The organism is Rhodopseudomonas infernalis (assembly GCF_022271405.1).
Taxonomy (GTDB): Bacteria; Pseudomonadota; Alphaproteobacteria; order Rhizobiales; family Xanthobacteraceae; genus Rhodopseudomonas; species Rhodopseudomonas infernalis.
Map to the genome: position 1 here is coordinate 51,303 of NZ_JAJNAL010000011.1, position 24,852 is coordinate 76,154.

Sequence of the window (24,852 nt, forward strand, 5' to 3'; positions counted from 1 at the left end):
CACAAGGCCGGCCATGACGAGGTCAGACGTGCAGCCTGAGCCCGTTTACGCGCGGGTGATCTTCACGCTCTTGGGGTCGAAGCCCTCAGCGGCGGCTTCCTTGTCGACCGCGCTGGCGATCGTGGTGTCGACGAACTTGGTCACGTCGGGCACGCGCGGCAGCAGCTTGTTCTCGACGCCCCATTTGGCGAGCAACTCCATCTTGGCGATCTGCGCCGGAGTCAGCGTCGCCTTGATGTCGGTGTAAGCCTTGGCGCTCCACGCCGGATCGTAGCTCGACGCCTTTTGCAGCACCTCGACCGGGATGTTCTTGGCGGGCTCCAGCGTGCGAAACCAGCCGTTGACCAGATCGTTGTTCTGGCTGGCGAAGAACAGCGCTTCGGAGTTCGCCTTCAGCATCCGCTTCAGCACCGCGGGGCGATCCTTGAAGAAGCGGTTGTTGGCGGCCAGCACGATCACCGGGGTGACGTTCTGCGAGACCACTTTCGCGTGGCCGGAGTTCTCGAAGAACGACACGAACGGATCGTAGGTGAAGAAGGCGTCGATGCGCTGCGAGCCGACCGCGTCGGCGAGTTCGGCGGGGCCGACGTTGACGAAAGTGACGTCCTTGCCCGGCACCAGCCCGGCCTTCGACACCGCTTCCTGCGCATTCTGGAACGCGGTGATGCCGAAGGTGCCGAACACCTGCTTGCCCTTGAGACCGGCGAGATCAGTGATGCCGGACTTATTGGTGGTGAGCACCGCCGAGCGGAAGATCGCCTGCGACGACACCGTGGTAACCGGCGCGCCGATCGCCATGGTGGTGACGGCGGCAAAGTCGGACAGTGTGCCGATATCGGCGGCGCCGGAGACCAGCGCCTCGGTGATCGCCGGCGAGGCGGCGAGCTGGATCATCTCCATCTTCAGGCCGTTGCGTTCCGCGATGTCGGTCCGCATCAGCACATGGGCGATCTGGGCCGACACCGTCGTGGTGTTGAACCAGGCCATCTTGACGACGTCGCCCTGCTGCGCGCGCAGGATCGACGGCGCCGCGAGCGGCAAAGTGGCGGCAAAGCCGGCGGCGAGCTGTCCGAAGCGGCGGCGCGATAGATTGATTGTCACGGCTTATTCCCCTTTTTGCCATTCAGGCTTCAGCGTCTCCCACAGGTCTTTGACCGTGGAGACGAACCATGGATCGGATCGCATCTCGGCAGTGCGGGGCCGCGGCAGCGGCACCAGCACTTCGTCGCGCACCCGGCCGGGGCGCGGACTCATCACCACGACGCGGTCGGCGAGGAACACCGCCTCGTCGATGCCGTGGGTGACGAAGATGACGGTCTTGCCGGCCTCGGTGGAAATGCGGGCGATCTCTTCCTGCAGCAGCACGCGGGTCTGCGCGTCGAGCGCGCCGAACGGCTCGTCCATCAGCAGGATGTCGGGATCGGGCGCCAGCGCGCGGGCGATCGCGGCGCGCTGCTTCATGCCGCCGGACATCTGGTGCGGATATTTGTCTTCGAAGCCGGACAGATGCACGGTGGCGATCAGCGCGCGGGCGATCTCGGCACGCTGCGCCTTCGGCATGCCCTTCGCCTTGAGGCCGAACTCGACGTTCTGTTGCACCGTCATCCAGCCGAACAGTGCGTAGTCCTGGAAGACGACGGTGCGCGAGGCGTCGGGCTTGGAGATCGGCCGGCCGTTCTGCAGGATCTGGCCGGTCGAGGCCGACTGGAAGCCCGCGATGATGCCGAGCAGCGTCGACTTTCCGCACCCGGAGGGGCCGAGCAGCGAGATGAACTCGCCTTTCTTGATGCGCAGCGACACGCCGTCGAGCGCGATCACCGCCTGGTGGGTTGTCTTGGAGTCGTAGACCTTGCCGACATTGCGGATGTCGATCTGGACTTCGGCGGCTGCGGCACTGGCGGCTGAGGCCGGCGCGGCAGCGGAGATAGCTGGAATAGCCAATGCGAGATTTGCGGTCATGGGATTGCCTCAGCTGCGCTCGGAAGGAGCCCACGCGTTCACGCGCCGCTCGATGCGTTCAAGGATCGCCGACATTGCGAAGCCGATCAGTCCGATGGTGACCATGCCGGCCACGACGTTGTTGATCTGGAAGAGCATGCGCGACTGCTGGATCAGGTAGCCGAGGCCGGTCTGGGCCGCGATCAGCTCGGCGGTGACGACGCACATCCAGCCGACGCCGAGGGCGATCCGCAGGCCCGGCAGGATGATCGGCAGCGAGGCGGGGATCAGCACGTCGGTGAACAGCTGCCAGGGCTTGGCACCGAGGCACAGCGCGGCGTTCATCTGATTGCGGTCGAGGCCGCGGATTGCCGTGTAGGTGGCGATGAACACCGGGAATACGGCGCCGAGGAAGACCAGGAAGTAGGAGGCGGCGTCGCCGAGCCCGAACCACAGGATGGTGATCGGGATCCAGGCCAGCGGCGGGATCGGCCGCAGCGCCTCGATGACCGGCCGCACATAGTCCGACACGGTGCGCCACCAGCCGCAGAGCAGGCCGAGCGCCAGCCCGACGATGCAGGCGAACAGAAAGCCGACCGCGACGCGCTGCAGGCTGGCGCCGAGATGAATCCACAGCGAGCCGTCGAGCGCGAGCTCCCACAGCGCCTCGGCGATCGCCACCGGCGACGGCAGCAGGAAGCCGTCGACCAGGTTGAGCTGGGTCACCGCCTGCCAGATTGCAAAGAATGCCGTCAGACCGACCGCGGCCCGCATCGGCCGGCCCGAAAAGGCGGTCTGCAGCATCGTGGTTTTCGGCCTCGTGGCGTCGACCGGCAGGCGGCCCGCATCGGCTTCCGCTTCCATCTGCACTGCTCCTTTGGTCGTGCCCTCCACAACGAGGCACCATTGGAGCATGGTTATGTCGGACAATTCCGTCAATCTTGAATCGGCGGCTGTCGGAATATAATTCAGGCATAACCCACCAAATACTGCACATAGTGACGCCAGTTGCCGGCTATGCGCGCAGAGACATGGGAAATGACTATAAAGTATCGGATAAATCCGACAATAGACGTAGCGGTCCGGATCGGACATGGTCGGCCTGCCGGCGCTGTGGGGAATGATGGTGGATATCGAAGCGAAACTGGCCCGGATCGGCATCACGGGATCGCTGTACAAGCTGTACCTGACCGCCGTAGGCCTCGGCGGCGCGTCGGTGACGGCGGTTGCGGCCAAGGCCGGCCTGCCGCGGACCACGGCCCACGATGCGTTGGCGAAGCTGGAATCCGAGGGGCTGGTGCGCTTCGTCGACCACGGCAAGCGGCGCTTTGTGGTCGCGCAGGAGCCCGGCATCCTGCTGGAGCGGCTCGAGGCGCGCCGGCAGATGCTGGAAGACGTCATGCCGGTGCTGCGCTCGATGTATCATCACGAGAGCGGCCAGCCGAACGTGCGCTTCCATCCGGGGCCCGAGGGCATCCGCACGACGCTGTGGGATACGCTGTCGGGCGGCGACAAGGTACTGCGCGCGACGCTGTCGATGCGCGAACTGATGGCCGAGCCCGGCCTGGAGGAGATAGAGCGCTATCTGATCGAGCGCGCCCGCCGCGGCATCTGGCTGCGGGTGATCCGCTCCGCCGAGCGCGACATCGCGCCGATCTGGCCGTCGAGTGAGGAGCACCGCCGCGAGCTGCGCTACGCGCCGCAGGCGCACACCTTGTCGATGACCTGCTTCATCTACGGCAACAAGGTGTGCCTGATCTCGTCGGCGCGGGAGAGCTACGGCCTGATCATCGACAGCGCCGAATTTGCGGCGTTTCAAGCGTCGATGTTCGACGCGATGTGGAGCCTGAGTACGCCCGACGCGCAGGCGGTGATCGCGACTGACGAGACCGAAGACTGACGCGAGCGCGCCGGCGTCGCGTGGCGTACTGAGCCCGAGCTTCGCGGCTGTTGAGCCGCCCGCGATTGGCCGCTACAGCTTTGCGGTTGTGATCGGATCAGGATGGGGGCGGATACCGGGGATATGACTGAGCACGCTGGGGATGCCACGCCGGCCGAGATCGCCGGTGCGCCGCTATTGCGGATCGAGGCGGTGGAGAAGCGCTTCGGCGGCTTCGTCGCGGTGGACGGGCTGTCACTCGATATCAAGGCCGGCGAGTTCTTTGCGCTGCTCGGGCCGAGCGGTTGCGGCAAGACCACGCTGCTGCGGATGCTCGCGGGCTTCGAGACGCCCGACAGCGGACGCATCCTGCTCGGCGGCGACGACATCGCGCCGGTGCTGCCGCACGAGCGCCCGGTCAACATGATGTTCCAGAACTACGCACTGTTCCCGCATCTGTCGGTGGCGAACAACATCGCCTTCGGGCTGAAGCGCGCCGGCCTGCCGCGCAAGGAGATCAAGCAGCGCGTCGCCGAGATGGTGGCGCTGGCGAAGCTCGAAGGCATGGAGAAGCGCCGGCCCGACCAGCTCTCCGGCGGTCAGCAGCAGCGCGTCGCCCTGGCCCGCGCGCTGGCGCGGCGGCCGAAGCTGTTGCTGCTCGACGAGCCGATGGCGGCGCTCGACAAGAAACTGCGCGAAAACACCCAGCTCGAACTGATCGCGCTGCAGAAGAAGCTTGGGACCACCTTTGTCATCGTCACCCACGATCAGGACGAGGCGATGACGGTGGCCGATCGGATCGGCGTGATGCGGGCCGGCAAGCTCGAACAGGTCGCCACGCCGCGCCGGCTGTACGAGACCCCGGCGTCGCGCTGGGTCGCGGAGTTCGTCGGCGACGTCAACATCCTGGACGGCAGCATCACGTCGCGTGAGCACGGGCGGCTGACTGTGGCGACAAGCGGTGCGGGCGCGGTGACGGCGACCGCGCCGGCTCAGCCGATCGATGCGGCGTCGGTCGCGCTGGCGATCCGGCCCGAAAAAATCAAGCTGTCGCGGCGCGGTCCGGCGACCGATCCGGGCCATGCCGATGCGATGAACCGGCTGGGTGGCGAGGTCGTGGAGGTCGGCTATGTCGGCGGCCTGACGAGCTACAAGGTGCGGCTCGATGCCGGCGCCGTGCTGCATGCCAAGATGGCCAATACCACGCGGCTCGACAGCGACGTGTATCAGGCCGGCCAGCATGTGGTGGCGTGGTTCGCCCCCGACGATTGCGTGGTGCTGGACAGATGAGGGCAGCGCGATGAGAGCTTGGCGATGAGCGGCGCACGCGAGATATTCACCCGACCGGCGCGGCTCGCGGTGATCGCACCGTATCTGTGGATGGCGCTGTTCTTCCTGGTGCCGTTCGGCTTCGTGGTCAAGATCAGCCTGTCGCAGAGCGCGATCGCGCAGCCGCCTTACACGCCGGTGTTCGATCTCGCCGCCGGCTGGGACGCTCTGATGGCGGCGTTCGCGGCGCTGTCGCTGGACAATTTCCGGCTGCTGATCTCGGACAACCTCTATGTGCTGTCCTACCTGCGCAGCCTTGTCGTGGCGGCGGTGTCGACCGCGATCCTGCTGCTGATCGGTTATCCGATCGCGTACGCGATGGCGCGGCTGCCGCGCCGCTGGCAGCCGCTCGCGATGATGCTGGTGATCGTGCCGTTCTGGACCTCGTTCCTGATCCGGATCTACGCCTGGATCAACATTCTCCAGCACGACGGCCTGCTCAACAAGACGCTGCTGGCGCTGCATCTGATTTCCGCGCCGCTGGTGTGGCTGTCGACCGACACTGCGATGTATGTCGGCATCGTCTATTCCTATCTGCCGTTCATGGTGCTGCCGCTGTATGCGACGCTGGCCAAGCTGCCGCATGCGCTCGGCGAGGCCGCGGCCGATCTCGGCGCCTCGCCGCGGCAGGCGTTCTGGCTGGTGACGTTTCCGCTGTCGCTGCCCGGCATCGGCGCCGGCGTGTTGCTGTGCTTCATCCCGATCGTCGGCGAATTCGTGATCCCCGATCTGCTCGCCGGCTCCGGCTCGCAGATGATCGGGCAGACGCTGTGGCTGGAGTTCTTCACCAATCGCGACTGGCCGGTGGCCTCGGCGATCGCGGTCGTCCTGCTCGGCGTTCTGCTGCTGCCGCTCTTGATCTACGAACGCGTGCAGCGCCGTCAGCTCGAAGGAGGACGGTGATAGCTGCGATGGCTCAGCCCATCCGGCTCTCACCCCGGACGCGGAATGCGGCCGCCCGGTGGATAAGTCATCGATAGCAGAGCGACTTCCTCGACCGCGTGGTCAGCCTGTCCGCATCCGTGCGAATCCCGATCGGTCCATCAGATGGACCGACGGTTCATTTCTTTTGACATCCGCCGGAGCGGATGCAAAGACATCGATCGGAAGAGCCTGCATTGAAACGCCGGGCTCACTTCGTCGGGGAGAACACCATGTTGAGATTTGCTCTGCTGCTTGGCGCGACGGTTTCGATCGCAGTGATGCCGGGCGCGAAGGCGCAGGAGCAACCTTTCAAGATCGGCGTTTCGAACGATCAATCCGGTCCTTATGCGGACCAGGGCGGCCCGGGATCGGCGCTTGCCGCGCGCATGGCTGTCGAGGATTTCGGCGGCAAGGTGCTTGGACGAACGATCGAGGTCGTTGTCGCGGACAATCAGAACAAGCCCGATCTCGCGTCGCAGATCGCGCGGCGCTTCTTCGAGGTCGAAGGTGTCAGCGCCATCACCGACGGCGGCACGTCGGCAGCAGGGCTTGCGGCGCAGAGCATGGCGACGCAACTCAACAAGACGATGCTCAACACCGCGGGCACCGCGCCGGGCTTCAGTGGTGCTCTTTGCTCCCCGTCGGGTACGCAATGGGCCACCAGCTCCTACGCACTCGCAAACACGGTGGCGAAGGATCTGGTCCGCGAAGGCGGCAAGAAGTGGTTCTTCGTGACGACGGATTCCGCCTTCGGCAACGCCCTCGAGCCGGAAACCGTGAAGGCCATCAAGGCCGCGGGTGGAACGACGCTCGGCAGCGTCAAGCATCCGATCAATACGGCGGACTTCTCGTCGTTCCTGCTGCAGGCGCAAGGATCCGGCGCGGATGTCGTCGCCCTTGCTGTGGGCGGATCCGATCTGATCACCGCCATGAAGCAGGCCAAGGAATTCGCGATTCCCGGCCGCATGGTGGCGCTCTATGTCAGCCAGCCCGAAGTCGACTCGATGGGGCCGGAGACCGCGCAAGGCCTGCATTTCGCGACGCCGTTCTACTGGAATCTCAACGAGACCACGCGTGCCTGGTCGAAGCGTTTCGTCGAGCGGCACAAGAAGATGCCGAGCATGATCCACGCCAACACCTATGTGGCGGTCACGCATTATCTGAAGGCCGTTGCGGCCGTCGGATCGGACAAGGGTGCCGATGTGGTCGCGAAGATGAAAGAGCTGCCGATCGGCGACAAGGCGCTGATCCAGAACGCATCGATCAAGGGCAATGGCCGCGTGATCATGGACATGTACGTCGCGCGCGCCAAGAAGCCGGGTGCGGCGACCATGCCGGGCGACAGCTTCGAGATCGTCGGTACCGTGCCGGCGAACGAAGCCTTCGAGGACATCGCTGTGTCCGGATGTCCTCTCATCAAGAACTAACGACCTTGCCCGACGCAGCGAAGATGCCCGTCAACGCTCTGTTGCGCGGGCTTCTCGTTCTTGAAGCCGTGAACGCTTACGGTCCGGTCGGTCTGTCGGAAGTCCGCGACATCACCGGACTGCCGAAAGCGACGACGTTGCGGCTGCTCGAAAGCCTGCGGCAGGTGGGGTATCTTTCGTTCGACGAGACGGCGCGCACCTACACGGTCGGGCTGCGCGCGCTGGCCTTGTCGAACAACATCTCTCACGAAAATCATCTGGTGGAGACAGCGCGGCCGATCATGGAGCGGCTGCGCCTGAAACTCGGCTGGCCGTCCGATCTGGCGATTTTCCAGCTCGACAAGATGGTCATCGTCGACACCAACCGAAAACCCGGCATGCTGTCGAGCAATCGCTCGATCGGGTCGCGCGTGCCGATGCTGGCGTCGGCAACCGGACGCGTCTATCTCGCCAATATGGCGCCGGACGAACGCGCCGATTTGCTCGCGAGGTTGCGTCTGTCGAGCGATCCGTTCGAGAAGCTGGCGCGCAACGCGAAGGCTGTCGACAAAATCGTCAAGACCACGCTGGAGCGCGGCTACGCGGTTTCCGATCAGGAGTTTTTGAAGACCAACCGTGGCGCTGCCGTTGCGGTCAAACACGGCGACGAAGTCATCTGTGTCATCAACCTGATCGCCATCGCGTCACTGGCGACACTCGAGGATATCGAGCGCCGCTATATTCCCATGCTGTTCGAGGCTAAGGCTGAACTCGAAGAGCAGATGCGCGGCGCTTTCCGTCCGCGAGACACAAACGCAGCGCGGGCCACGCGCGTGATGGCGAAAGCTGACAAATGAAACTCTATCATTCAACCGCATCTCCGTTCGTTCGCAAGGTGATGGTGCTTGCCCATGAAACCGGCCTTGCCGATCGGCTCGAGCGGGTGTCGGCGGTTGTCAGTCCGGTCGCACGTGCTGCAAGCGTCGTCGCCCACAATCCGACGGGCCACATCCCAACCCTGGTTCTGGATGACGGCACCGCCCTCTACGACAGTGGGGTGATCTGCCAGTATCTCGACACGTTGCATGATGGGCCGCCGTTACTTCCCGCAGGACCTCTTGAACGCGCGCGTGCGCTTTGCCTGCAGGCGCTAGGCGACGGAATCATGAACGCGGGCGTATTGGTCCGTTTCGAGAATGCACTGCGCCCGCCCGAGCTGCGCTGGCAGGCCTGGCTCGACGGGCAGACCGCGAAAATTCAATCCAGCCTTGATGTGCTGGAGCGCGACTGGCTGGCATATCTGGAGCAACCGATCGATATCGGGACCGTCACGGTCGCCTGTGCGCTCGGCTATATCGATTTTCGCGAGCTTTGCCCGGGTTGGCGGGACACGGTGCCGTCGCTTGCCGACTGGTATGCACGCTTCGCGGAGCGACGCTCGATGCAGCAGACGCAACTTCGCGCCATTGCGTAACCTCGTGAGAAACCGGATCGAACAGGAGACATCGTGAGCGGCATGTTCAAGGACAGCGTCATTCTCATCACCGGCGGAGCGGCCGGCATCGGACGAGCGACAGGCGAACTGCTCGCGCAGCAGGGCGGCCGCATCAACATCCTCGATCTCACCGTCGACAAGGTGCCGGCTGATTGGACCGCCTATCAGGGCAGCGTGACGGACGACGCCGCAATCAGCTCCGCGGTCGACGACATCGTCGCGCGCGAAGGCCGCATCGACATCCTCGTCAACAATGCGGGTATCAGTTTCTACGGCAGCATCGAAGACGGAACGATGGACGATTGGTCGCGCGTGATCGATGTCAATCTCATCAGCGTGGCGCGGGTCTCGCGTCTGGTGCTGCCTCACCTGCGGAAGTCGCGCCATCCGGCCATCGTGAACATCGCGTCGTGCCTGGCACAGACCGGCCTGGCGCGGCGTGCTCTGTATTCGGCGACGAAAGGCGGGGTCGAGGCGCTGACGCGGGCGATGGCCGCAGACCTGGTTTCAGAAGGCATCCGCGTCAATTGCGTCAATCCCGGCACGGTCGATACGGATTTCGTGCGCGGTCTCGCGACACAGACCGGTCGGGACGTCAGCGAATTCGCCGCCCGGCAGGCGACCGGACACATGGTATCTCCGGACGAGGTTGCCCACGCGGTCGCCTATTTGGCGCGTCCCGGCGCGAGGTCCACCATCGGATCGGTCCTGACTGTCGAAGCTGGCTTCGGTCAACTGCATAGCTAGCGCGGTTCTGCTTCTGACAGAAACACCGCCTCTTAGGATGACGAGGCCGCAGTTGAGGATCTGGGAGGCTTCAAGCGATCGATAACGCGCTTGAAACCGGCGAGTAGGCCGCACATAGATGAGGACTTCTGCGCTACTTGGAAACGGTGGCGACGAAGGAGAAGGCCGGCCTACCCATGAAACTCTCGCGCTTCAACCTCGTCTCGTTGACGCTCGGTCTGGCGTTTCTGTATCTGCCGATCGTCATCATGGTGATCTATTCGTTCAACGACTCGCGCCTGGTGACGGTGTGGGGCGGCTGGTCGCTGCGCTGGTATCGCGAATTGTTTCAGGACGAGGCGATGCTCGCCGCGGCGTGGATGAGCCTGCGCGTGGCGATCGCCTCGGCGACGGCGGCCGCGGTGCTTGGTACGCTGGCGGCTGTAGCGCTGTCGCGCGCCGGGCACTTCCGCGGCCGCACGCTGTTCTCGGGCATGCTGTATGCGCCGCTGGTGATGCCGGAAGTGATCACCGGGCTGTCGCTGCTGCTGCTGTTCGTCGCGCTGAATGCCGAGCGCGGATTCTGGACCGTGATGATCGCCCACACCACGCTGACGATGTGCTTCGTCGCGGTGGTGGTGCAGTCGCGCCTGCACGCGCTCGACCGCAGCGTCGAAGAGGCCGCAATGGACCTCGGCTGCGGCCCGGTCGAAGCATTTCTGCGCGCCACCGTGCCGCTGATCTGGCCGGCGATTGCGGCCGGCTGGATGCTGGCGTTTGCGCTGTCGCTCGACGATCTGGTAATCGCCAGCTTCACCACCGGCCCCGGCTCGGCGACGCTGCCGATCCGGATCTACTCGGAGGTCCGCCTCGGCGTGAAGCCGCAGATCAACGCGATCTGCACGCTGATCGTCGCGGTGGTGACGGTCGCCATCGTGATTGCGTCGCTGGCGGCGAAACTGTCGAAGACCCAGGCCGACAACGCCGCGCCGATGTGAAGCCTTTCCACCGTCATTGCGAGGAGTACCCGGATCGGCGCTTCGCGCCGTCCGAGCACAGGCTCTGCGACGAAGCAATCCAGCGTAGTGCGCGGGACTGGATTGCTTCGCTTCGCTCGCAATGACGGAGGAGGGGGCTCGCTCTCTCGACAAGCCCGGCCATGACGGCGTTGTGAGTTCGGTGAAACTAATTCGCCTTCGGCTCGGTGGCCGGTGCGGTGGCGGCTGGCGCTGCCGGGGGCTCGGCTGCTGTGTCCGGCTCGCTCTTGCGGCCGCCGCCGGTGATGCGCTCGAGCACGGAGCGGACGGCGTCGCGGGTCTTCTTGTCCTTGACGGCGTCGAGCAGGGGCGCGGAGGCGGGGGAGCGGCGGATCAGGCTTTCCGGATCGGGGAAGATCAGGGGATCGTCCCAGGGGCCCTCGACGATAAACGGCAGTTCGAAACCGGCCGCCGCGCCGGAGGCGTTGGCGAGGCTGGCGACGCCTTTAAGATCGTATTCCCGCGACGGCACCGAGGCCGTGCCGGTCAGCGAGATTTTCGCGGTGGGGCCGTCGATGCGGATGTCGTCGGCGGTGGCGACGCCGTCGCTGAAGCGCACTGCGACGTTGAGGGTGGTGAACGGCGTCTTGCCGTTGCGGAAATTGCCGCCGCCCGACAGCGGCCGGCGCTCCAGCCGCTTCAGCAATTGCTCGACGTTGAAGCCGGTGATGGCGCCGTCATGGCCGGTGAGCAGCGCCGAGCCGTCGAGCGACTGCGCCAGCCCGAACGGACTGGAGCCGGTGGCTTCCAGCGAAATACCAAGATTGCCGCGGCCCGACAGATTGCGCACGCCGAGCAGGTCGGAGGCGCAGGCTTGGAGATCGACGTCCCTGAACTGGAACTGGGTCTTGATGTTGGCAACGTTGTCGCGCCGCGACACGCCGAGCGTGCCCTGGACGATGCCGCCATAGATCTGCGCCTCGCCGACGCTGAGCGCCAGCGCGCCCCCGCGCAGATTGGCGCTGAGCGCGGTGCGCCCCAGCGTCGAGGAGCCGAGCACGACCTTGGCGGCCGACAGCCGTACGTCGAGGTCGATCGGGTTGGTGGAGCCGAGGTCGAACAGCTGCCTGTTCCAGTCGCGGGCGCCGCTGGCGAGCAGCCGGACCGTCGAGATGTAGGGCGTGGCGTCGATCGAACCGGCGGCGAGCGTCGCCTGCAGGCCCTGATGGCCGCCGGCGATGGTGTAGGTCATCACGCCTTCGGCGACGTTCTTGTCGAGCTCGATATTGACGTTGGTCAGCGCCACGGCGGGCCCGACCAGGCTGGCGCGCGCCTTCATGGCGAAACGGCCGAAGCCGCCGGCGCCGGGCGGTTCCTGGCCGGCCCAGCGCAGTGCGTTGCGCAGCGAGGCGCTGTCGGCCGACAGCGTGCCTTCGAGCACGAGGCTCGACTTATTGGCGATCGCGCCGTCGAACGCGAGCTTCATCGGCGCGCCGGCGAGCCGCAGCTTGAGGCCGGAGCGCTCCCCCGCCAGCGCCGCGATGAAGTCATTGACGCTGATGCTGCCGTCGATGCGCTCGCCGCGCCAGTCGAACTGGCCGGCGGCCGCGAAGGTGCGCGAGATCGACGGCCAAGCCAGCGCCAGATCGATGTCGCTGATGTGCTCCAACACGTTGCTGGCGTCGTCCCGATAGGTCAGCGTGCCGTCCTGCAGCCGGATTTCGGAGAACGACACCTGATCGTCGAGCCCCGGCTTCATCGTCCGCGTCAGGCTCTTGATGAAAGGCGTCCAGTTGCTGCCACCGTCGGCATCGCGGACCACCCGGATGGTCGGCCGGATCAGTGCGATGTCGGCGATCTCGAAGCGGCGCAGCAGCAGCGGCAATAATCGCAGATTGGCCGTGAGTGTCTCGACGCTGAGGGCGGTTTCAGGTCCGCCGTCGCCGTTGCCCTTCAGCCGGACTGCGTTGAAGGTGACATAACTGCGCGGAAACACTGCAACGTCGATATCGCCGTCGACCGCAAGATCGAGCCCGGTCGCGGCGCGCAGCTGCGACTCGACGGCCTGGCGCATCGATCCCCGGTCGATCAGCAGCGACAGCGCGAGCGCGCCGATCACCACGATGGCGATCAGCGCCGCCACCGATATCCCGAGGCGTCTGATTCCTTGGGCCATCGCCAATGACTATCCGGATCGATTTGTGGGCATGATGAGGGCAGGGCCCCCGCCGGCCCTCGGTCGGCCGGCAACTTGATCGGTTTTCTTGTCTGTTTCAAGGCCTTCCGGGCCGTAGCCTGTGGGCGCAATTGACGGCTCGCGCCGATTTTGCTGAATAGACCCACTCGCAGAACAGCTCCTCTCATCAGGTCCCTGCTCCATGAAAAAGGTTTATCCCGACGCCGAAACGGCACTCGCCGGAATCCTGCGGGACGGCATGATGATCATGTCCGGCGGTTTCGGGCTGTGCGGCATCGCCGAGACTCTCTCGGACGCGCTGCGCGAGTCCGGCGTCAAGGATCTCACCGTCGTCTCGAACAATGCCGGCGTCGACGGCATCGGCCTCTCCAGGCTGCTCGAGACCCGGCAGATCAAGAAAATGATCTCGTCTTACGTCGGCGAGAACAAGCTGTTCGCGCAGCAATTCCTCGCCGGCGAACTCGAACTCGAATTCTGCCCGCAGGGGACGCTGGCCGAGCGCATCCGCGCCGGCGGCGCCGGCATCCCGGCGTTCTTCACCAAGACCGGCGTCGGCACGCTGGTGGCCGAAGGCAAGGAAGTGCGCGAATTCGACGGCGAGAAGTACGTGATGGAGCGTGGCCTGTTCGCCGACATCGCGATCGTGCACGCCTGGAAGGGCGATACCGCCGGCAATCTCGTGTACCGAAAGACCGCGCGCAACTTCAATCCGATGATGGCCACCGCGGCGAAGATCACCATCGCCGAGGTCGAGCATCTGGTGCCGGCCGGCGAGATCGATCCCGACCACATCCATACGCCGGGCATCTTCGTCCAGCGCATCATCGAAGTCGGCACCGCCAAGAAACACATCGAGCAGCGCACCACGCGCAAGCGCCCCGAAACCGCGGCGAGCTGAGGAGACATCTGATGGCCTGGACCCGCGAACAGATGGCCGCCCGCGCCGCCAAGGAATTGCGCGACGGCTTCTACGTCAATCTCGGCATCGGCATTCCGACGCTGGTGTCGAACTACATCCCGGACGGCGTCGACGTCGTGCTGCAGAGTGAGAACGGCATGCTCGGCATGGGCCCGTTCCCGTACGAGGGCGAGGAAGATCCCGACCTGATCAACGCCGGCAAGCAGACCGTCACCGAGCTGCCGTCGACCAGCTACTTCTCGTCAGCGGATTCGTTCGCGATGGTGCGCGGCGGCCACATCGATCTGTCGATCCTCGGCGCCATGCAGGTCGCCCAGAACGGCGACCTCGCCAACTGGATGATCCCCGGCAAGATGGTGAAGGGTATGGGCGGCGCGATGGATCTCGTCGCCGGCGTCAAGCGCGTCGTCGTGGTGATGGAGCATTCGGCCAAGGACGGCCCGAAGCTGCTGAAGAGCTGCAACCTTCCGCTCACCGGCGAGAAGGTGGTCGACATGGTGATCACCGATCTCGCCGTGTTCACCATCGACAAGCACGGCAATGACGGCATGGCGCTGATCGAACTCGCCGACGGCGTCACCCTCGACGAGGTCAAGTCCAAGACCGAAGCCGATTTCCGCGTCGCGCTGAAGAACGCGTAGTTGCCGACGTAGGGTGGGCAAAGGCGCGGAGCGCCATGCCCACGCGCCGCATGCGCGGCGAGCGGGTGGTTTTGATGAGTGCGTATGTGGTGGGCACGCTTCGCTTTGCCCACCCTACGATCTCGAGCCGTTCGATGAGGTCGCGTGCGCTTCCTGACCCTGCGCTATTTCAACGAGGTGGCCAAGCTCGGCTCGATCCGCAAGGCAGCCGATCGCCTGCACGTCGCGCCGTCGGCAGTCAGCCGCCAGATCGCGCAGCTCGAACACGAACTCGATGCCGTGCTGTTCGAGCGCTCCAAGGTCGGCGTGCAGCTGACGCCGGCAGGTGAGGTCCTCGCTCGCCAGAGCAACCGGATCTTTCGCGACCTCGCCCGCGCCCGCAACGAGATCGACGACCTGCGCGGGCTGCGTCGCGGCGAGGTCTCGCTGTACGTGATCGAAGGGCTGGTATCGGGACTGCTACCCGATCTGCTCGCCAATTTTCATCACCGCTATCCGGCCGTCACCTTCCGCATCCAGACCGGATCGACCGACCGCATCATCGAAGCGCTGCTCGAGGACGAAGCCGACATCGGCATCACCTTCAACGCGATCCCGCGGCCGGAGATCGAAGTCATCGCCGAGCATGTCGAACCGATCGCCTGCCTGGTGGCGCCGACGCACGAATTCGCCAATCGCACTTCGCTGACGCTCGATGATATCTGCAGCCAGACCATCGCGCTGCCCGAACACAGTTTCGGCCTGCGCCAGGTGTTCGAGCGGGCGATCGCCAAGCGGCAGCGCTCGCCGCAGGTGCTGGTGACGACCAACTCGCTGGAGCTCACGAAGCGGATGGCGGCTACCGGCCAAGTCATCGCCTTCATGCCGGCGCTGACGGTGATCACCGAGCTGCATTCCGACGCGCTGCGGGCGATCCCGATCGCCGATCCGGCGTTCGCGGCTGCGCGCTCCAGCATCAGCATCCATCGCGACCGGCCGCTGCCCCACGCGCCACAGGAATTCCTCAAGGCCCTGGCGGACGCCATCCGCGGCCTCTCGAAAAGGAAGAAGCTCCGCTGAGGTGTTGCCTTTTCGGCAGGGTCGCATGACCGATTCTCGACTTTTCGGAGCACACGCTCCCTCCTTAGTCTGGTGTCACAGGCCCCAACGGAGGACACGTCGTGACATCTGAGCGCAAAGGCAACAAGCTGTTCACAGGCGCCGCCTCGCGGCGCACCGTCTTGCTGGGGGCCAGCGCGGCCGCCATGGTGGCGGCATTCGACCGTCTCGGCAGTCCCGCCGCCGCGCAGTCGCTGAAGGCCATCAAGGTCTCCGAGGCGATCCATCTCGGCATGTACGTGTCGGTCTATGCGGCCAAGCACGGCGGCTTCTTCAAGAAGCACGGCCTCGACGTCGCGGTCAGCTCGGCGGGCGGCATCGCGCTGGCGCTGCCGGTGGTGCTGTCGGGCAATGCCAGCTTCGCCGTCACCGGCGCCGGCATGTCGGTCAACGCCGTAAACGAGGGGGCCAAGGTCAGCAACATCGCCAAGGTAGTCGGCGGCGTCGCGATGTGGGCGGTCGCCAAGCCCGGCACCAAGGTCGGCGGCATCGCCGACTTCAAGGGCAAGACCATCGCCACGCTGCGCTTCCCGTCCTCCACCATCCAGACGCCAACCTTCGCCATGAAGGACCGCGGCGGGTTCGACCCGGAGGCGAGCGGCGTTAAATTTCTGCAGCTGCCGCAGGGCGCGCAGGCCCAGGCGGTTCTCGATGGCCGCGCCGACTTCGCCACGATGTTCGAATGGGACGTCTCGATCGCCAAGGAAAAGTTCGGCCTCGAGCCGGTGTTCGCCTTCGCCGACATCATTGGCCCGCTGTCGTGGACGACCGCGATGACGCAGAAGAGCGTGATCGAGAAGGATCCGGCGATGGTGCAGGCGTTCTGCGACGCGCTGGCCGAGGCCCAGGCGGCGCTGCACACCGACCGCGAGCTGTTCGTCAAAGCTTCGGTCGCCGAATTCCCGCAGGTCGGCGAGTCGGTGATCCGCTCCGCGGCCGGCAATCTGCTCGACCACTCCGCCGCAATTCCGAAGAACCCGACCATTTCCAAGGCCGAGTGGGACGCCGACATGGCGTTCGAACTCGCCGGCGGCTCGATCAAATCCGGCCGGCCCTACGAAGAGATGGTCGACAACAGCTTCGCCGAAAAGGCGACCGCCAAGGTCGGCAAGGCCGGCTGAAGATCGAGAGCATCATGTCCAAGCAATTGTCCGCCCGTCCCGAGGCCGTCGATCTCGACGCCGCCGCCACCGCGCTGATCGTCGTCGATATGCAGAACGGCTACTGCTCGCCGGGCGGTTACTTCTCGCATCTGGGCGTCGACCTCGCGCCGACCCAGAAAGTGATCCCGGCGATTGCGCGGCTGGTATCGACCGCGCGCAGCGCCGGCATTCAAGTGGTCTGGCTGCAGAACGGCTGGGATCCGGAGCTGAAGGAAGCCGGCGGTCCGCATTCGGTCAATCAGCGCAAGGGCAACTCGCTCAAGCTGATGCGCAGCCGTCCCGAGCTCGCCGGCAAGCTGCTGACCCGCGGCGGCTGGGACTACGAGCTGGTCAAGGAACTCGCACCGGAGCCGACCGATCTCGTCGTGCCGAAGCCGCGCTACAGCGGCTTCGCCGGCACCGCGCTCGACAGCCTGTTGCGCAGCCGGCGGATCGACACGCTGCTGGTGTGCGGCGTTGCCACCAACGTCTGCGTCGAATCCACCATCCGCGACGCGTTCTTCAAGGAGTACTTCCCAATTCTGGTGCGCGACGCCTGCTATCAGGCCGGGCCGGAGTTCTGCCAGCAGGCGACGATCTACAACGTCGAGAGCTTCTTCGGGTGGAGCTCGACCGTCGACGACGTCGCCCATGCGCTCGCCTCCAGCATCGCCGCCTGATTTTCGGTTCTGACAACCAAGGAGTGTCCATGCCGTTCGAAGTTATCATTCCGCCCGGATCGCCGCCGCCGCTCGCGCCCTACAGCCCCGGCACCAAAGCCGGCGGCTTCATCTACGTCTCCGGCACTCTGGCGATCGGCCCCAAGGGCGAGACCGTCGGCGCCGGCGACGCGACCGCGCAGACCCGCTTCGTGCTGGAGTCGATCAAGTCGGTGATCGAGGCCGGCGGCGGCACCATGAAAGACGTGGTGTTCAACCAGATCTTCCTCAAGGATCTGTCCGACTATGCGGCCATGAACGCTGTCTACAAGGAGTACTTCCCCGAGACTCCGCCGGCGCGCTACTGCATCCAGAGCCCGCTGGTGCGTCCGGAATTCCTCGTCGAGATCGCTACCACCGCCTACGTCGGGACCTGATCATGGCCAATGCGGAGATCGTGGATCGCATGCCCGAGCAGACAGCCGATCGGAAGCCGGCCAAAGCCTCGCAACGCTCGATCTCCGCGCCCTGGTTCGCGCGGGGCAGGATCCTTGTTCTGCAGCTGCTGCTGATCGGCGGCTTCCTGCTGCTGTGGGAAGTCGCGATCCGCGCCGAGTGGATCAAGGTCTATCTCTACGGCCAGCCGACCGGCATCTGGCGCGAGCTGGTGAAGGGTTTCACTACCGGCACGCTGCTGAACGACACCTGGGTCACCGCCAAGGAGTCGGTGATAGGCTTCCTGATCGGCAGCATCGCGGGGTCCGCGGCCGGACTGTTGCTGTGGCTGTCGCCGACCGCGGCGGCGGTGCTGCGGCCGCTGCTGATCGCGCTGAACGGCCTGCCGAAGATCGCACTGGCGCCGCTGATCGTGGTCTGGTTCGGCGTCGGCATCGAATCCAAGATCGCCGTCGCCGCGATCATCACCTTCATCGTCGCGATGATCACCAGCTATGCGGGCACGCAGGAAATCGACGGCGACTATCTGAAGATGCTCAAGGCGCTCGGCGCCAGCCGGCTGCAGATGTTCCGCATGGTGATCGTGCCCGGCTCGCTGCCGTGGATCGCCTCGGCGTTCCGCCTCAACATCGGCTTCGCGATGATCGGCGCGGTGGTCGGCGAATACATCTCGGCCGATCAGGGCCTCGGCTACCAGATCTACTACGCCGGCACGCTCTACAATCTCAACGCGGTGTGGGGCGGAATCCTGGCTCTGATGCTGCTGGCGGTGCTGCTCGACAGCGCGGTCGGCTGGGTCGAACGCCGCATGAAGTGGCGCTGAGGCCGGCCATGCCGATCGCTCAATTGTCGGACGTCGCGCTGCGCTATGAGATTGTCGGCTCCGGCGAGCCGGTGCTGCTGGTCGCCGGACTCGGCGGCTCGGCCGGCTACTGGGCGCCGAATGTCGAGGCCTTCGCGGCGCGTCATCAGGTGGTGCTGCATGATCATCGCGGCACTGGCGGCAGTACCCGGTCGGAGATGGACTACTCGGTCGAGCTGCTTGCCGACGATCTGTTGCGGCTGATGGATCAGCTGAAGATCGAGAAGGCGCATCTGGTCGGTCATTCCACCGGCGGCGCGATGGGCATCGTGCTCGGCGCGAGGGCGCCGGATCGGATCGCCAGCCTGGTGCTGTACGCCACCTGGGCCGAGCTCGACGCACAGATGGAGCAGTGTCTCAGCCTGCGCCGGCGCATTCTCAGCAGCATGGGCGAGGCGGAGTATCACCGCGCCACGCCGCTGTTCCTGTATCCGCCGTCCTATGTGCGCGACCACAAGGCCGATCTCGAGCGTGAGATCGCCGCAGCCGTGGCCGCGACTCCGTCACGCAGCATCATGGATGCGCGCGCGGCCGGCATCATGGCGTTCGACGGGCTGCGCTATCTCGACGACATCTGCTGCCCGACGCTGGTGCTGGTGGCGCGGGACGACATCCTGACGCCGCCTTATTCGTCCGAGCTGATCGCCGCGCGCATCGCCGGCGCCGAACTCGTCCAGGTGCCGCACGGCGGCCACGCTTTCTCCCGCGTCGAGCCGGCTGCGTTCAACAGCCTGACGCTCGACTTCCTTGCCGCTCATCCGATCGGGACCCATGCTCATGTCTGACGCCAACATCGTGCTCAATGCGGAGAAGGTCGGAATGACCTTCGAGGCCGCCAATGCGGCGCCGGTGACGGCGATTGCCGACATCGGCTTCCAGGTCCACCGCGGCGAGATCGTCGCCATCGTCGGGCCGTCCGGCTGCGGCAAGACCACGCTGTTCAACATCATCGCCGGCCTGCTGAAGCCGACCGACGGCCGCGTCGAGGTCAACGGCGAGCCGGTTCACAGCGCCACCGGTCATGTCGGCTACATGCTGCAGAAGGACCTGCTGCTGCCGTGGCGAACGGTGATCGACAACGTGATCCTCGGCCTGCAGGTGCGCAACACGCCGCGCAAGAAGGCCGAAGCGATCGCGCACGAGCTGATCGAGAACTATGGGCTCAAGGGCTTCGAGCACAGCTATCCGTCGGAACTGTCCGGCGGCATGCGGCAGCGCGTGGCGTTCATGCGCACGCTGGCTTTCAGCCCGGACGTGATCCTGCTCGACGAGCCGTTCTCGGCGCTCGACAGCCAGACCCGGCTGGTGCTGCAGAGCGACGTGCTGCGCATCATCCGCGAGCGGCAGTGCAGCGTCGTGCTGGTGACCCACGATGTCGGCGAGGCCATCACGATGGCGGACCGCATCGTCGTCATCACCAGCCGTCCGGGCCGGGTGAAATCGATCCACCCGGTCAACATCGCGGCGGAGCAGCGCCATCCGCTGAAGATCCGCAAGCTGCCGGAGTTCACCGCGCTGTACGAAACCATCTGGTCCGAACTCGGTATCGATCTGGCGGCGTGAGCAATATGAATGCAACTGATAACGCCGTGCTGACGGCGGAGATCATCGGCCGCAGCGAGCCGGACGCCCCGACCATCGTCCTGTCGGCCGGCCTCGGCGGCGCCGGCGCGTTCTGGCAGCCGCAATTCGCCGCGCTTACCAAGCAGTTCCGCGTCGTGCTGTACGATCATCGCGGCACCGGCCGCAATCCGGCCGCGCTGCCCGACGGCTACAGCATCGGCGACATGGCGGACGAATTGATCGCGATGCTGCGTTCGTTGCAGATCGATCGCTGTCACTTCATGGGCCACGCGCTCGGCGGTCTCGTCGGGCTCGAGCTGGCCCTGCGTGCGCCGGACATGCTCGATCGGCTGGTGCAGGTCAACGCCTGGGCGGCACCCAATCCGCATAGCAAACGCTGCTTCGACGTGCGCCGCGACTTGCTGCGCCATGTCGGTGTCGAGGCCTATGTCCGGGCGCAGCCGATCTTCCTGTATCCACCGGCCTGGCTGGTGCAGAACGTCGACCGCGTGGCGGAAGAGGAGGCGCACGGCGTCAAGCACTTCCAGGGCGCCGACAATATCGAGCGCCGGATCGCGGCGCTGCTACGTTTCGACGTTGCGGCCCGGCTCGGCGAGATTGGTCACCGCACGCTGGTGCTGGCCACCAAGGACGATACACTGGTGCCGTGGACCTGTTCGCAGCAGCTCGCGGCCGGCTTGCCGGATGCGCAGCTGGTGGTGATGCCGGAAGGCGGCCACGGCGTGACCGTGACGGACGCGGCTGCGTTCAACCAAATCGTCGTCGATTTCCTAGCGTCGTCCGCCTGAGAACATCGGCGACTCACCCGGCAGCAGGTTGGAGCGGATGTCGCTGTCGACGGCTCCATTGGGCTGGACGTAGCCGGCCGAGAACGACAGGCTGAGGTTCGAGGTCGGCCGGATCTCGACGCCGGCATGCACCGCGGTCGCCGCGGTGTTGCTGCTGGAGAAGCCAGGCGAGGTCAGCGAGGTGAAGACGTCGGGCTGATACTTCAGCTGGTCGACACCGCCGAACAGCGTCATCGGCAGGCCGCCGACCCCCTTGAAGTTGTAGCCGTACTGCGAGCCTTCCATCGCCAGCGAACCGAAATTGCCGAACGCACCGGCACCGCCGATTCCGCCCACGCCGCGCCAGTTGAGGCCGCTGCTGAAGGCACTGACCGGCGTGCTGTAGGCCCGCGCGACGAAGCCGGTGCGGAAGCCGTCCTCGTCCGGTTCGGACGCGGTGAAGCCGGGCACGTCGCCCCAGCTCAGCGGCTGCCAGCTTTCCGAGGCGCCGCCGCCGAAGCCGAACGGTCCGCCCGCCACCCAATAGCGGATCGGCGCGGACTGCGCCGACGCCGCTTGCGCGCCGAGGCAGAGCACGGCGGCGGCGAGGCTTAATCTGATCGCAGGGCGAAACATCTGAGCGTCCATCATGGCCGGCAAATTATACGCGCGCGCTCAGGCCGAAACCAGCCGGTGCTGCGCATCGCCGCATCGGCGGGCCGGTTCCATCTTCGCGGAGAAGAGGGCAGGAGCGTGACCTCGCCCGTAGGGTGGGCAAAGCGAAGCGTGCCCACCATCAGCCTCTATAAAATGCTCAGCTTCCGCGTGGGCACGGCGCTGCGCGCCTTTGCCCACCCTACAGGACGAGGAAAATCACTCCGCCTGATCGGAAAAACGCGTCAGCCAGATCACTGGGGGGATGCTGGCAGCGACGATGATCAGGGCGGCGAGGGCGCCTTCTTCGAAGCTGCCGCGGCTGGCGTATTGGTAGATCGAGGTCGCCAGCGTGTCGACGTTCAGCGGTCGCAGCAGCAGCGTCGCCGGCAGTTCCTTGAGGCAATCAACGAACACCAGGATGGCAGCGCCGACCAGCGCCGGCTTGAGCAGCGGCAGGTCGATCTTGGCCAGCGTCACCAGCCGCGAGGCGCCGGCAGCGCGGGCCGAGTCGTCGTAGTCGCGCGGGATGCGGTCGAAGCCGGCCTTCAACAGGCCGGTCGGCACCGCCAGAAAGCGGATCACATAGGCGGCCACGACCGCGCCTCCGGAGCTCATCAGCAACAGGCCGGGCGAAGCGAGACCGAGCGACTGTGCGGCCGTGGCGATCGCGCCGTCGAGCGCCAGCAGCGGCGCCAGCAGGCCGAGCGCCAGCACCAGGCCCGGCAGCGCGTAGCCGAGTTGCACGACCGACGCAGCAGTGGCGGAGCTGCGGCCCGGGCGCCAGCGCGCGGCCAGGATCACGATCAGCGCCAGACCGAGCGCCAGCAGCGTCGCGATCGACGCCAGTGTCACCGTATGCAGCGCGTCGCGCCACAGCGTATCCTCGATCCGCCCCGCGAGACCGCGGCGCAGGCTCTCGCCGAGCAGATAAGCCGCGGGGATCACGAAGCCAAGTAACACCGGGACGGCGCATGCAGCACCGGCCAGTATGGCTTTGCCGCCGCGCAGCGGTCGGCGGGCACGCAGCCGCGGATTTTCGGCGGACAGCTCGGTGCTGACGCGGCGGCGACCGAGGCGCTCGACGGCGATCAGCAGCGCCGCGAAGCCGAGCAGCACCAGCGACAGCTGCGCGGCGCCGGCGAGACTGCCGCGATTGAGCCAGGTGGTGAACACCGAGACGGTCAGCGTGCGCACGCCGAGATACTCGCTGGCGCCGATGTCGTTCAGTGTTTCCAGCGCGGCGAGCGCGACGCCGACCGCGAGCGCCGGCCGTGCCATCGGCAGCACCACGCGGCGCAGAATGGTGAAGCGCGACGCGCCGAGCGTCCGCGCCGCCTCGGTCAGATCCGCGCTCTGCGCCTGAAACACCGCGCGCGCCGACAGATACACGTAGGGATACAGCACCAGCGACAGCAGCAGCACGGCGCCGGGCAGCGAGCGGAGCTGCGGCAGCCAGCGCACCGCGTCGGTGGTCGGCATCGCCAGAGTCAGCAGGCGGTGCGCAAGGCCGAGCGGCTCGAACAGATCGACATACACATAAGCGGACAAATAAGTCGGCACCGCCAGGGGAAGCGGCAGCAACCAAAGCAGCAGCGTGCGGCCGGCGAAATCGTGCGACGACACCAGCCATGCGGCGCAGGTTCCGATCAGCAGCGTCAGCATGCCGACGCCGAGCAGCAGCGCCGCGGTGTCGCGCAGCGTCTGCGGCAGGACGTAGGCGAGAAGGTGAGGCCAGATGTCTTCGGCCGGCTGGAGCGCAGTGACCGCGAGACTGATCACCGGCGCGGCGACGATCAGCGCGGTGAGCAGGGCAATGGCCAGAGCGATGCGTTCGATGCGGGATGAAAGACGACGAAGCGCGCGCGAGTGAGTGGGCAGAGCCGCGCCGCTTACTTCCCTCTCCCCTTGTGGGGAAGGGTGCCCGAGCGGAGCGAGGGCGGGTGAGGGGCCGCGTCGCAGCGCCTCGTCCCGCCCCCTCACCCGTCTCGAATTCGCTTCGCTCATTCGAGCCACCCTCTCCCACGAGGGGAGAGGGAAGAAGAGCGCATCTTCATCATCGTCAGTTGTCGAACCCGACCTTGTCGACCAGCGTCGAGGCGGTTTTGCGCTGGGCGGCGATCTGGGCGATCGGCAGCGGATCCGCGGTCAGCTTGCCGTAGCCGGCGATGGTCGGGTTCAGCGGCACGCCGGGGCGGATTGGGTATTCGTAGTTGGCGTCGGCGTAGATCTGCTGTGCCTTCTCGCCGACCAGCCATTCGATCAGCTTGACGCCATTGGCCTTGTTGGGCGCGTTCTTGGCGAGCAGCACGCCAGACAGATTGACGTGGGTGCCGCCGCCCTGGAAGGTCGGCAGGATCACCTTGGTGGCTTCGGCCCACGGCTTCTTATCGGGATCGTTGTTCATCATCAGCGCCCAGTAATAGGTGTTGCCGATGCCGATGTCGCATTTGCCGGCCGCAACGTCGCGCGCGGTCTCGCGGTCGCCGCCCGATGGCTTCTGCGCCAGATTGGCCTTCAGCCCGCGCAGCCATTCCTCGGCCTTCGCCTCGCCGTGCTTGGCCACGTAGGCGGCGAACAGCGCGTTGTTGTAGATGTGCTGGCCGGAGCGGATGCAGATCTTGCCCTTCCACTTCGGATCGGCGAGTTCCTCGTAAGTGATCGCGTCCTGCTTGACGCGATCCTTCGAGGCGTAGATCACCCGCGCCCGCATCGAGATGCCGGCCCAGTGCCCGTTCGGATCGCGGTAGCGCGGAGGCACGGTCTCGTCGATCACCGCGGAACCGATCGGCTGGGTAATGCCGGCCTGCACGGCCTCGTCGATCCGCCCGATATCCACCGTCAGCAGCACGTCGGCGGGGCTCTTGTCGCCCTCCGCCTTGATCCGCTGCTCGAGCCCGGAACTCGCCGAGATGACGTTGACGGCGATGCCGGTGTCCTTGGTGAAGGCGTCGAACAGCGGCTGAACCAGCTTGGACTCGCGATAGGTGTAGACGTTGACCTGCTCGGCGGCGCCCGCCGTCAGCGGCAGGAGGGTGGCGGCGAAGGCGAGGGCAGCAGCGCGGAAGCGGCTCATGCGACGGGCTCCTAGGGAGGTCTAACGGGACCCGTGTCAGTAGCTTAGGGGGCACACGGCCGAGCAGCGACGGAATGTCGCGATTAGAGTGATTCCAGCTTTGGATCGAGGGAGTTGGCGGCG

At 65.8% G+C, this 24,852-nt stretch carries 25 protein-coding genes; 18 read left to right on the top strand and 7 right to left on the bottom strand.

The annotated features are described in order from the left end of the window. Positions 1–45: 45 nt before the first annotated feature. Genes LPW26_RS09965 through LPW26_RS09975 form a run of 3 tightly spaced genes read right to left on the bottom strand, consistent with a single transcriptional unit; the run spans position 46 to position 2,802 of the window. Positions 46–1,101 (bottom strand): ABC transporter substrate-binding protein, encoded by a 1,056-nt coding sequence (locus LPW26_RS09965; protein ID WP_238734786.1) that lies wholly within the window; start codon positions 1,099–1,101, stop codon positions 46–48. A 3-nt stretch (positions 1,102–1,104) separates the two neighbouring features. Further along, positions 1,105–1,959 (bottom strand): ABC transporter ATP-binding protein, encoded by an 855-nt coding sequence (locus LPW26_RS09970; RefSeq protein ID WP_238734788.1) that lies wholly within the window; start codon positions 1,957–1,959, stop codon positions 1,105–1,107. Between the two features lie 9 nt (positions 1,960–1,968). Then, the gene (locus LPW26_RS09975) at positions 1,969–2,802 is read right to left on the bottom strand and encodes an ABC transporter permease (protein ID WP_238734790.1); all 834 of its coding nucleotides are present in this window, start codon (positions 2,800–2,802) and stop codon (positions 1,969–1,971) included. Between the two features lie 229 nt (positions 2,803–3,031). On the opposite strand from LPW26_RS09975, the gene LPW26_RS09980 reads away from it, so the two are divergent. The 8 genes from LPW26_RS09980 (at position 3,032) to LPW26_RS10015 (ending at position 10,695) form a co-directional block, all read left to right on the top strand. Beyond that, positions 3,032–3,838: a TrmB family transcriptional regulator gene (locus LPW26_RS09980; protein ID WP_238734792.1), complete on the top strand. Its 807-nt coding sequence runs from the start codon at positions 3,032–3,034 to the stop codon at positions 3,836–3,838. A 123-nt stretch (positions 3,839–3,961) separates the two neighbouring features. Continuing rightward, positions 3,962–5,107, top strand: a complete 1,146-nt coding sequence (locus LPW26_RS09985) for an ABC transporter ATP-binding protein (protein WP_238734794.1) — start codon at positions 3,962–3,964, stop codon at positions 5,105–5,107. A gap of 24 nt (positions 5,108–5,131) precedes the next feature. Beyond that, positions 5,132–6,049, top strand: coding sequence for an ABC transporter permease (locus tag LPW26_RS09990; RefSeq protein ID WP_238734797.1), 918 nt, complete (start codon positions 5,132–5,134; stop codon positions 6,047–6,049). Between the two features lie 251 nt (positions 6,050–6,300). Next, the gene (locus LPW26_RS09995) at positions 6,301–7,497 is read left to right on the top strand and encodes an ABC transporter substrate-binding protein (RefSeq protein ID WP_238734799.1); all 1,197 of its coding nucleotides are present in this window, start codon (positions 6,301–6,303) and stop codon (positions 7,495–7,497) included. Between the two features lie 23 nt (positions 7,498–7,520). After that, on the top strand, positions 7,521–8,333 hold the full coding sequence (locus LPW26_RS10000; protein ID WP_263858984.1) for an IclR family transcriptional regulator: 813 nt from the start codon (positions 7,521–7,523) through the stop codon (positions 8,331–8,333). Continuing rightward, a complete protein-coding gene (locus LPW26_RS10005; RefSeq protein WP_238734804.1) occupies positions 8,330–8,950 on the top strand; it encodes a glutathione S-transferase N-terminal domain-containing protein in 621 nt (206 codons plus the stop codon). Before LPW26_RS10000 ends, LPW26_RS10005 begins: the two co-directional genes overlap by 4 nt. 42 nt (positions 8,951–8,992) lie before the next feature. After that, entirely contained in the window at positions 8,993–9,718 is a 726-nt protein-coding gene (locus LPW26_RS10010) for an SDR family NAD(P)-dependent oxidoreductase (protein WP_238734939.1), read from the top strand. Between the two features lie 176 nt (positions 9,719–9,894). Beyond that, positions 9,895–10,695 (top strand): ABC transporter permease, encoded by an 801-nt coding sequence (locus LPW26_RS10015; protein WP_238734806.1) that lies wholly within the window; start codon positions 9,895–9,897, stop codon positions 10,693–10,695. A 187-nt stretch (positions 10,696–10,882) separates the two neighbouring features. Here the strand turns inward: LPW26_RS10015 and LPW26_RS10020 are convergent, their stop codons facing one another. Further along, on the bottom strand, positions 10,883–12,850 hold the full coding sequence (locus LPW26_RS10020; RefSeq protein ID WP_238734808.1) for an AsmA family protein: 1,968 nt from the start codon (positions 12,848–12,850) through the stop codon (positions 10,883–10,885). 202 nt (positions 12,851–13,052) lie between these two features. Here LPW26_RS10020 and LPW26_RS10025 point away from each other — a divergent pair, with 202 nt between their 5' ends. The 10 genes from LPW26_RS10025 to rutD all read left to right on the top strand — a co-directional run bounded on the left by LPW26_RS10025 (position 13,053) and on the right by rutD (position 21,020). After that, a complete protein-coding gene (locus tag LPW26_RS10025) occupies positions 13,053–13,769 on the top strand; it encodes a CoA transferase subunit A (RefSeq protein WP_238734810.1) in 717 nt (238 codons plus the stop codon). Positions 13,770–13,780: 11 nt separating this feature from the next. Continuing rightward, on the top strand, positions 13,781–14,431 hold the full coding sequence (locus LPW26_RS10030) for a CoA transferase subunit B (RefSeq protein WP_238734811.1): 651 nt from the start codon (positions 13,781–13,783) through the stop codon (positions 14,429–14,431). A 144-nt stretch (positions 14,432–14,575) separates the two neighbouring features. Further along, the gene (locus LPW26_RS10035) at positions 14,576–15,490 is read left to right on the top strand and encodes a LysR family transcriptional regulator (protein WP_238734813.1); all 915 of its coding nucleotides are present in this window, start codon (positions 14,576–14,578) and stop codon (positions 15,488–15,490) included. 101 nt (positions 15,491–15,591) lie between these two features. Next, a complete protein-coding gene (locus LPW26_RS10040; RefSeq protein ID WP_238734815.1) occupies positions 15,592–16,650 on the top strand; it encodes an ABC transporter substrate-binding protein in 1,059 nt (352 codons plus the stop codon). A 14-nt stretch (positions 16,651–16,664) separates the two neighbouring features. Beyond that, a complete protein-coding gene (locus LPW26_RS10045; RefSeq protein ID WP_238734817.1) occupies positions 16,665–17,351 on the top strand; it encodes an isochorismatase family protein in 687 nt (228 codons plus the stop codon). 29 nt (positions 17,352–17,380) lie between these two features. Further along, on the top strand, positions 17,381–17,767 hold the full coding sequence (gene rutC / locus LPW26_RS10050) for a pyrimidine utilization protein C (protein WP_238734819.1): 387 nt from the start codon (positions 17,381–17,383) through the stop codon (positions 17,765–17,767). 2 nt (positions 17,768–17,769) lie between these two features. Beyond that, positions 17,770–18,609: an ABC transporter permease gene (locus LPW26_RS10055; RefSeq protein WP_238734821.1), complete on the top strand. Its 840-nt coding sequence runs from the start codon at positions 17,770–17,772 to the stop codon at positions 18,607–18,609. An 8-nt stretch (positions 18,610–18,617) separates the two neighbouring features. Then, a complete protein-coding gene (locus LPW26_RS10060) occupies positions 18,618–19,433 on the top strand; it encodes an alpha/beta fold hydrolase (protein ID WP_238734822.1) in 816 nt (271 codons plus the stop codon). Beyond that, positions 19,426–20,211: an ABC transporter ATP-binding protein gene (locus tag LPW26_RS10065; protein WP_238734824.1), complete on the top strand. Its 786-nt coding sequence runs from the start codon at positions 19,426–19,428 to the stop codon at positions 20,209–20,211. Before LPW26_RS10060 ends, LPW26_RS10065 begins: the two co-directional genes overlap by 8 nt. A gap of 5 nt (positions 20,212–20,216) precedes the next feature. Continuing rightward, a complete protein-coding gene (gene rutD / locus LPW26_RS10070) occupies positions 20,217–21,020 on the top strand; it encodes a pyrimidine utilization protein D (RefSeq protein ID WP_238734826.1) in 804 nt (267 codons plus the stop codon). On the opposite strand, the gene LPW26_RS10075 is transcribed toward rutD, so the two are convergent. The 3 genes from LPW26_RS10075 to LPW26_RS10085 all read right to left on the bottom strand — a co-directional run bounded on the left by LPW26_RS10075 (position 21,003) and on the right by LPW26_RS10085 (position 24,729). Next, complete coding sequence (locus LPW26_RS10075) at positions 21,003–21,650, bottom strand: hypothetical protein (protein ID WP_406677335.1); 648 nt, start codon at positions 21,648–21,650, stop codon at positions 21,003–21,005. The two genes, rutD and LPW26_RS10075, sit on opposite strands and share 18 nt — an antisense overlap. Before the next feature lie 222 nt (positions 21,651–21,872). Next, on the bottom strand, positions 21,873–23,534 hold the full coding sequence (locus tag LPW26_RS10080; RefSeq protein ID WP_249785129.1) for an ABC transporter permease: 1,662 nt from the start codon (positions 23,532–23,534) through the stop codon (positions 21,873–21,875). A gap of 181 nt (positions 23,535–23,715) precedes the next feature. Continuing rightward, on the bottom strand, positions 23,716–24,729 hold the full coding sequence (locus LPW26_RS10085) for a Fe(3+) ABC transporter substrate-binding protein (protein WP_238734828.1): 1,014 nt from the start codon (positions 24,727–24,729) through the stop codon (positions 23,716–23,718). Between the last annotated feature and the right edge of the window lie 123 nt (positions 24,730–24,852).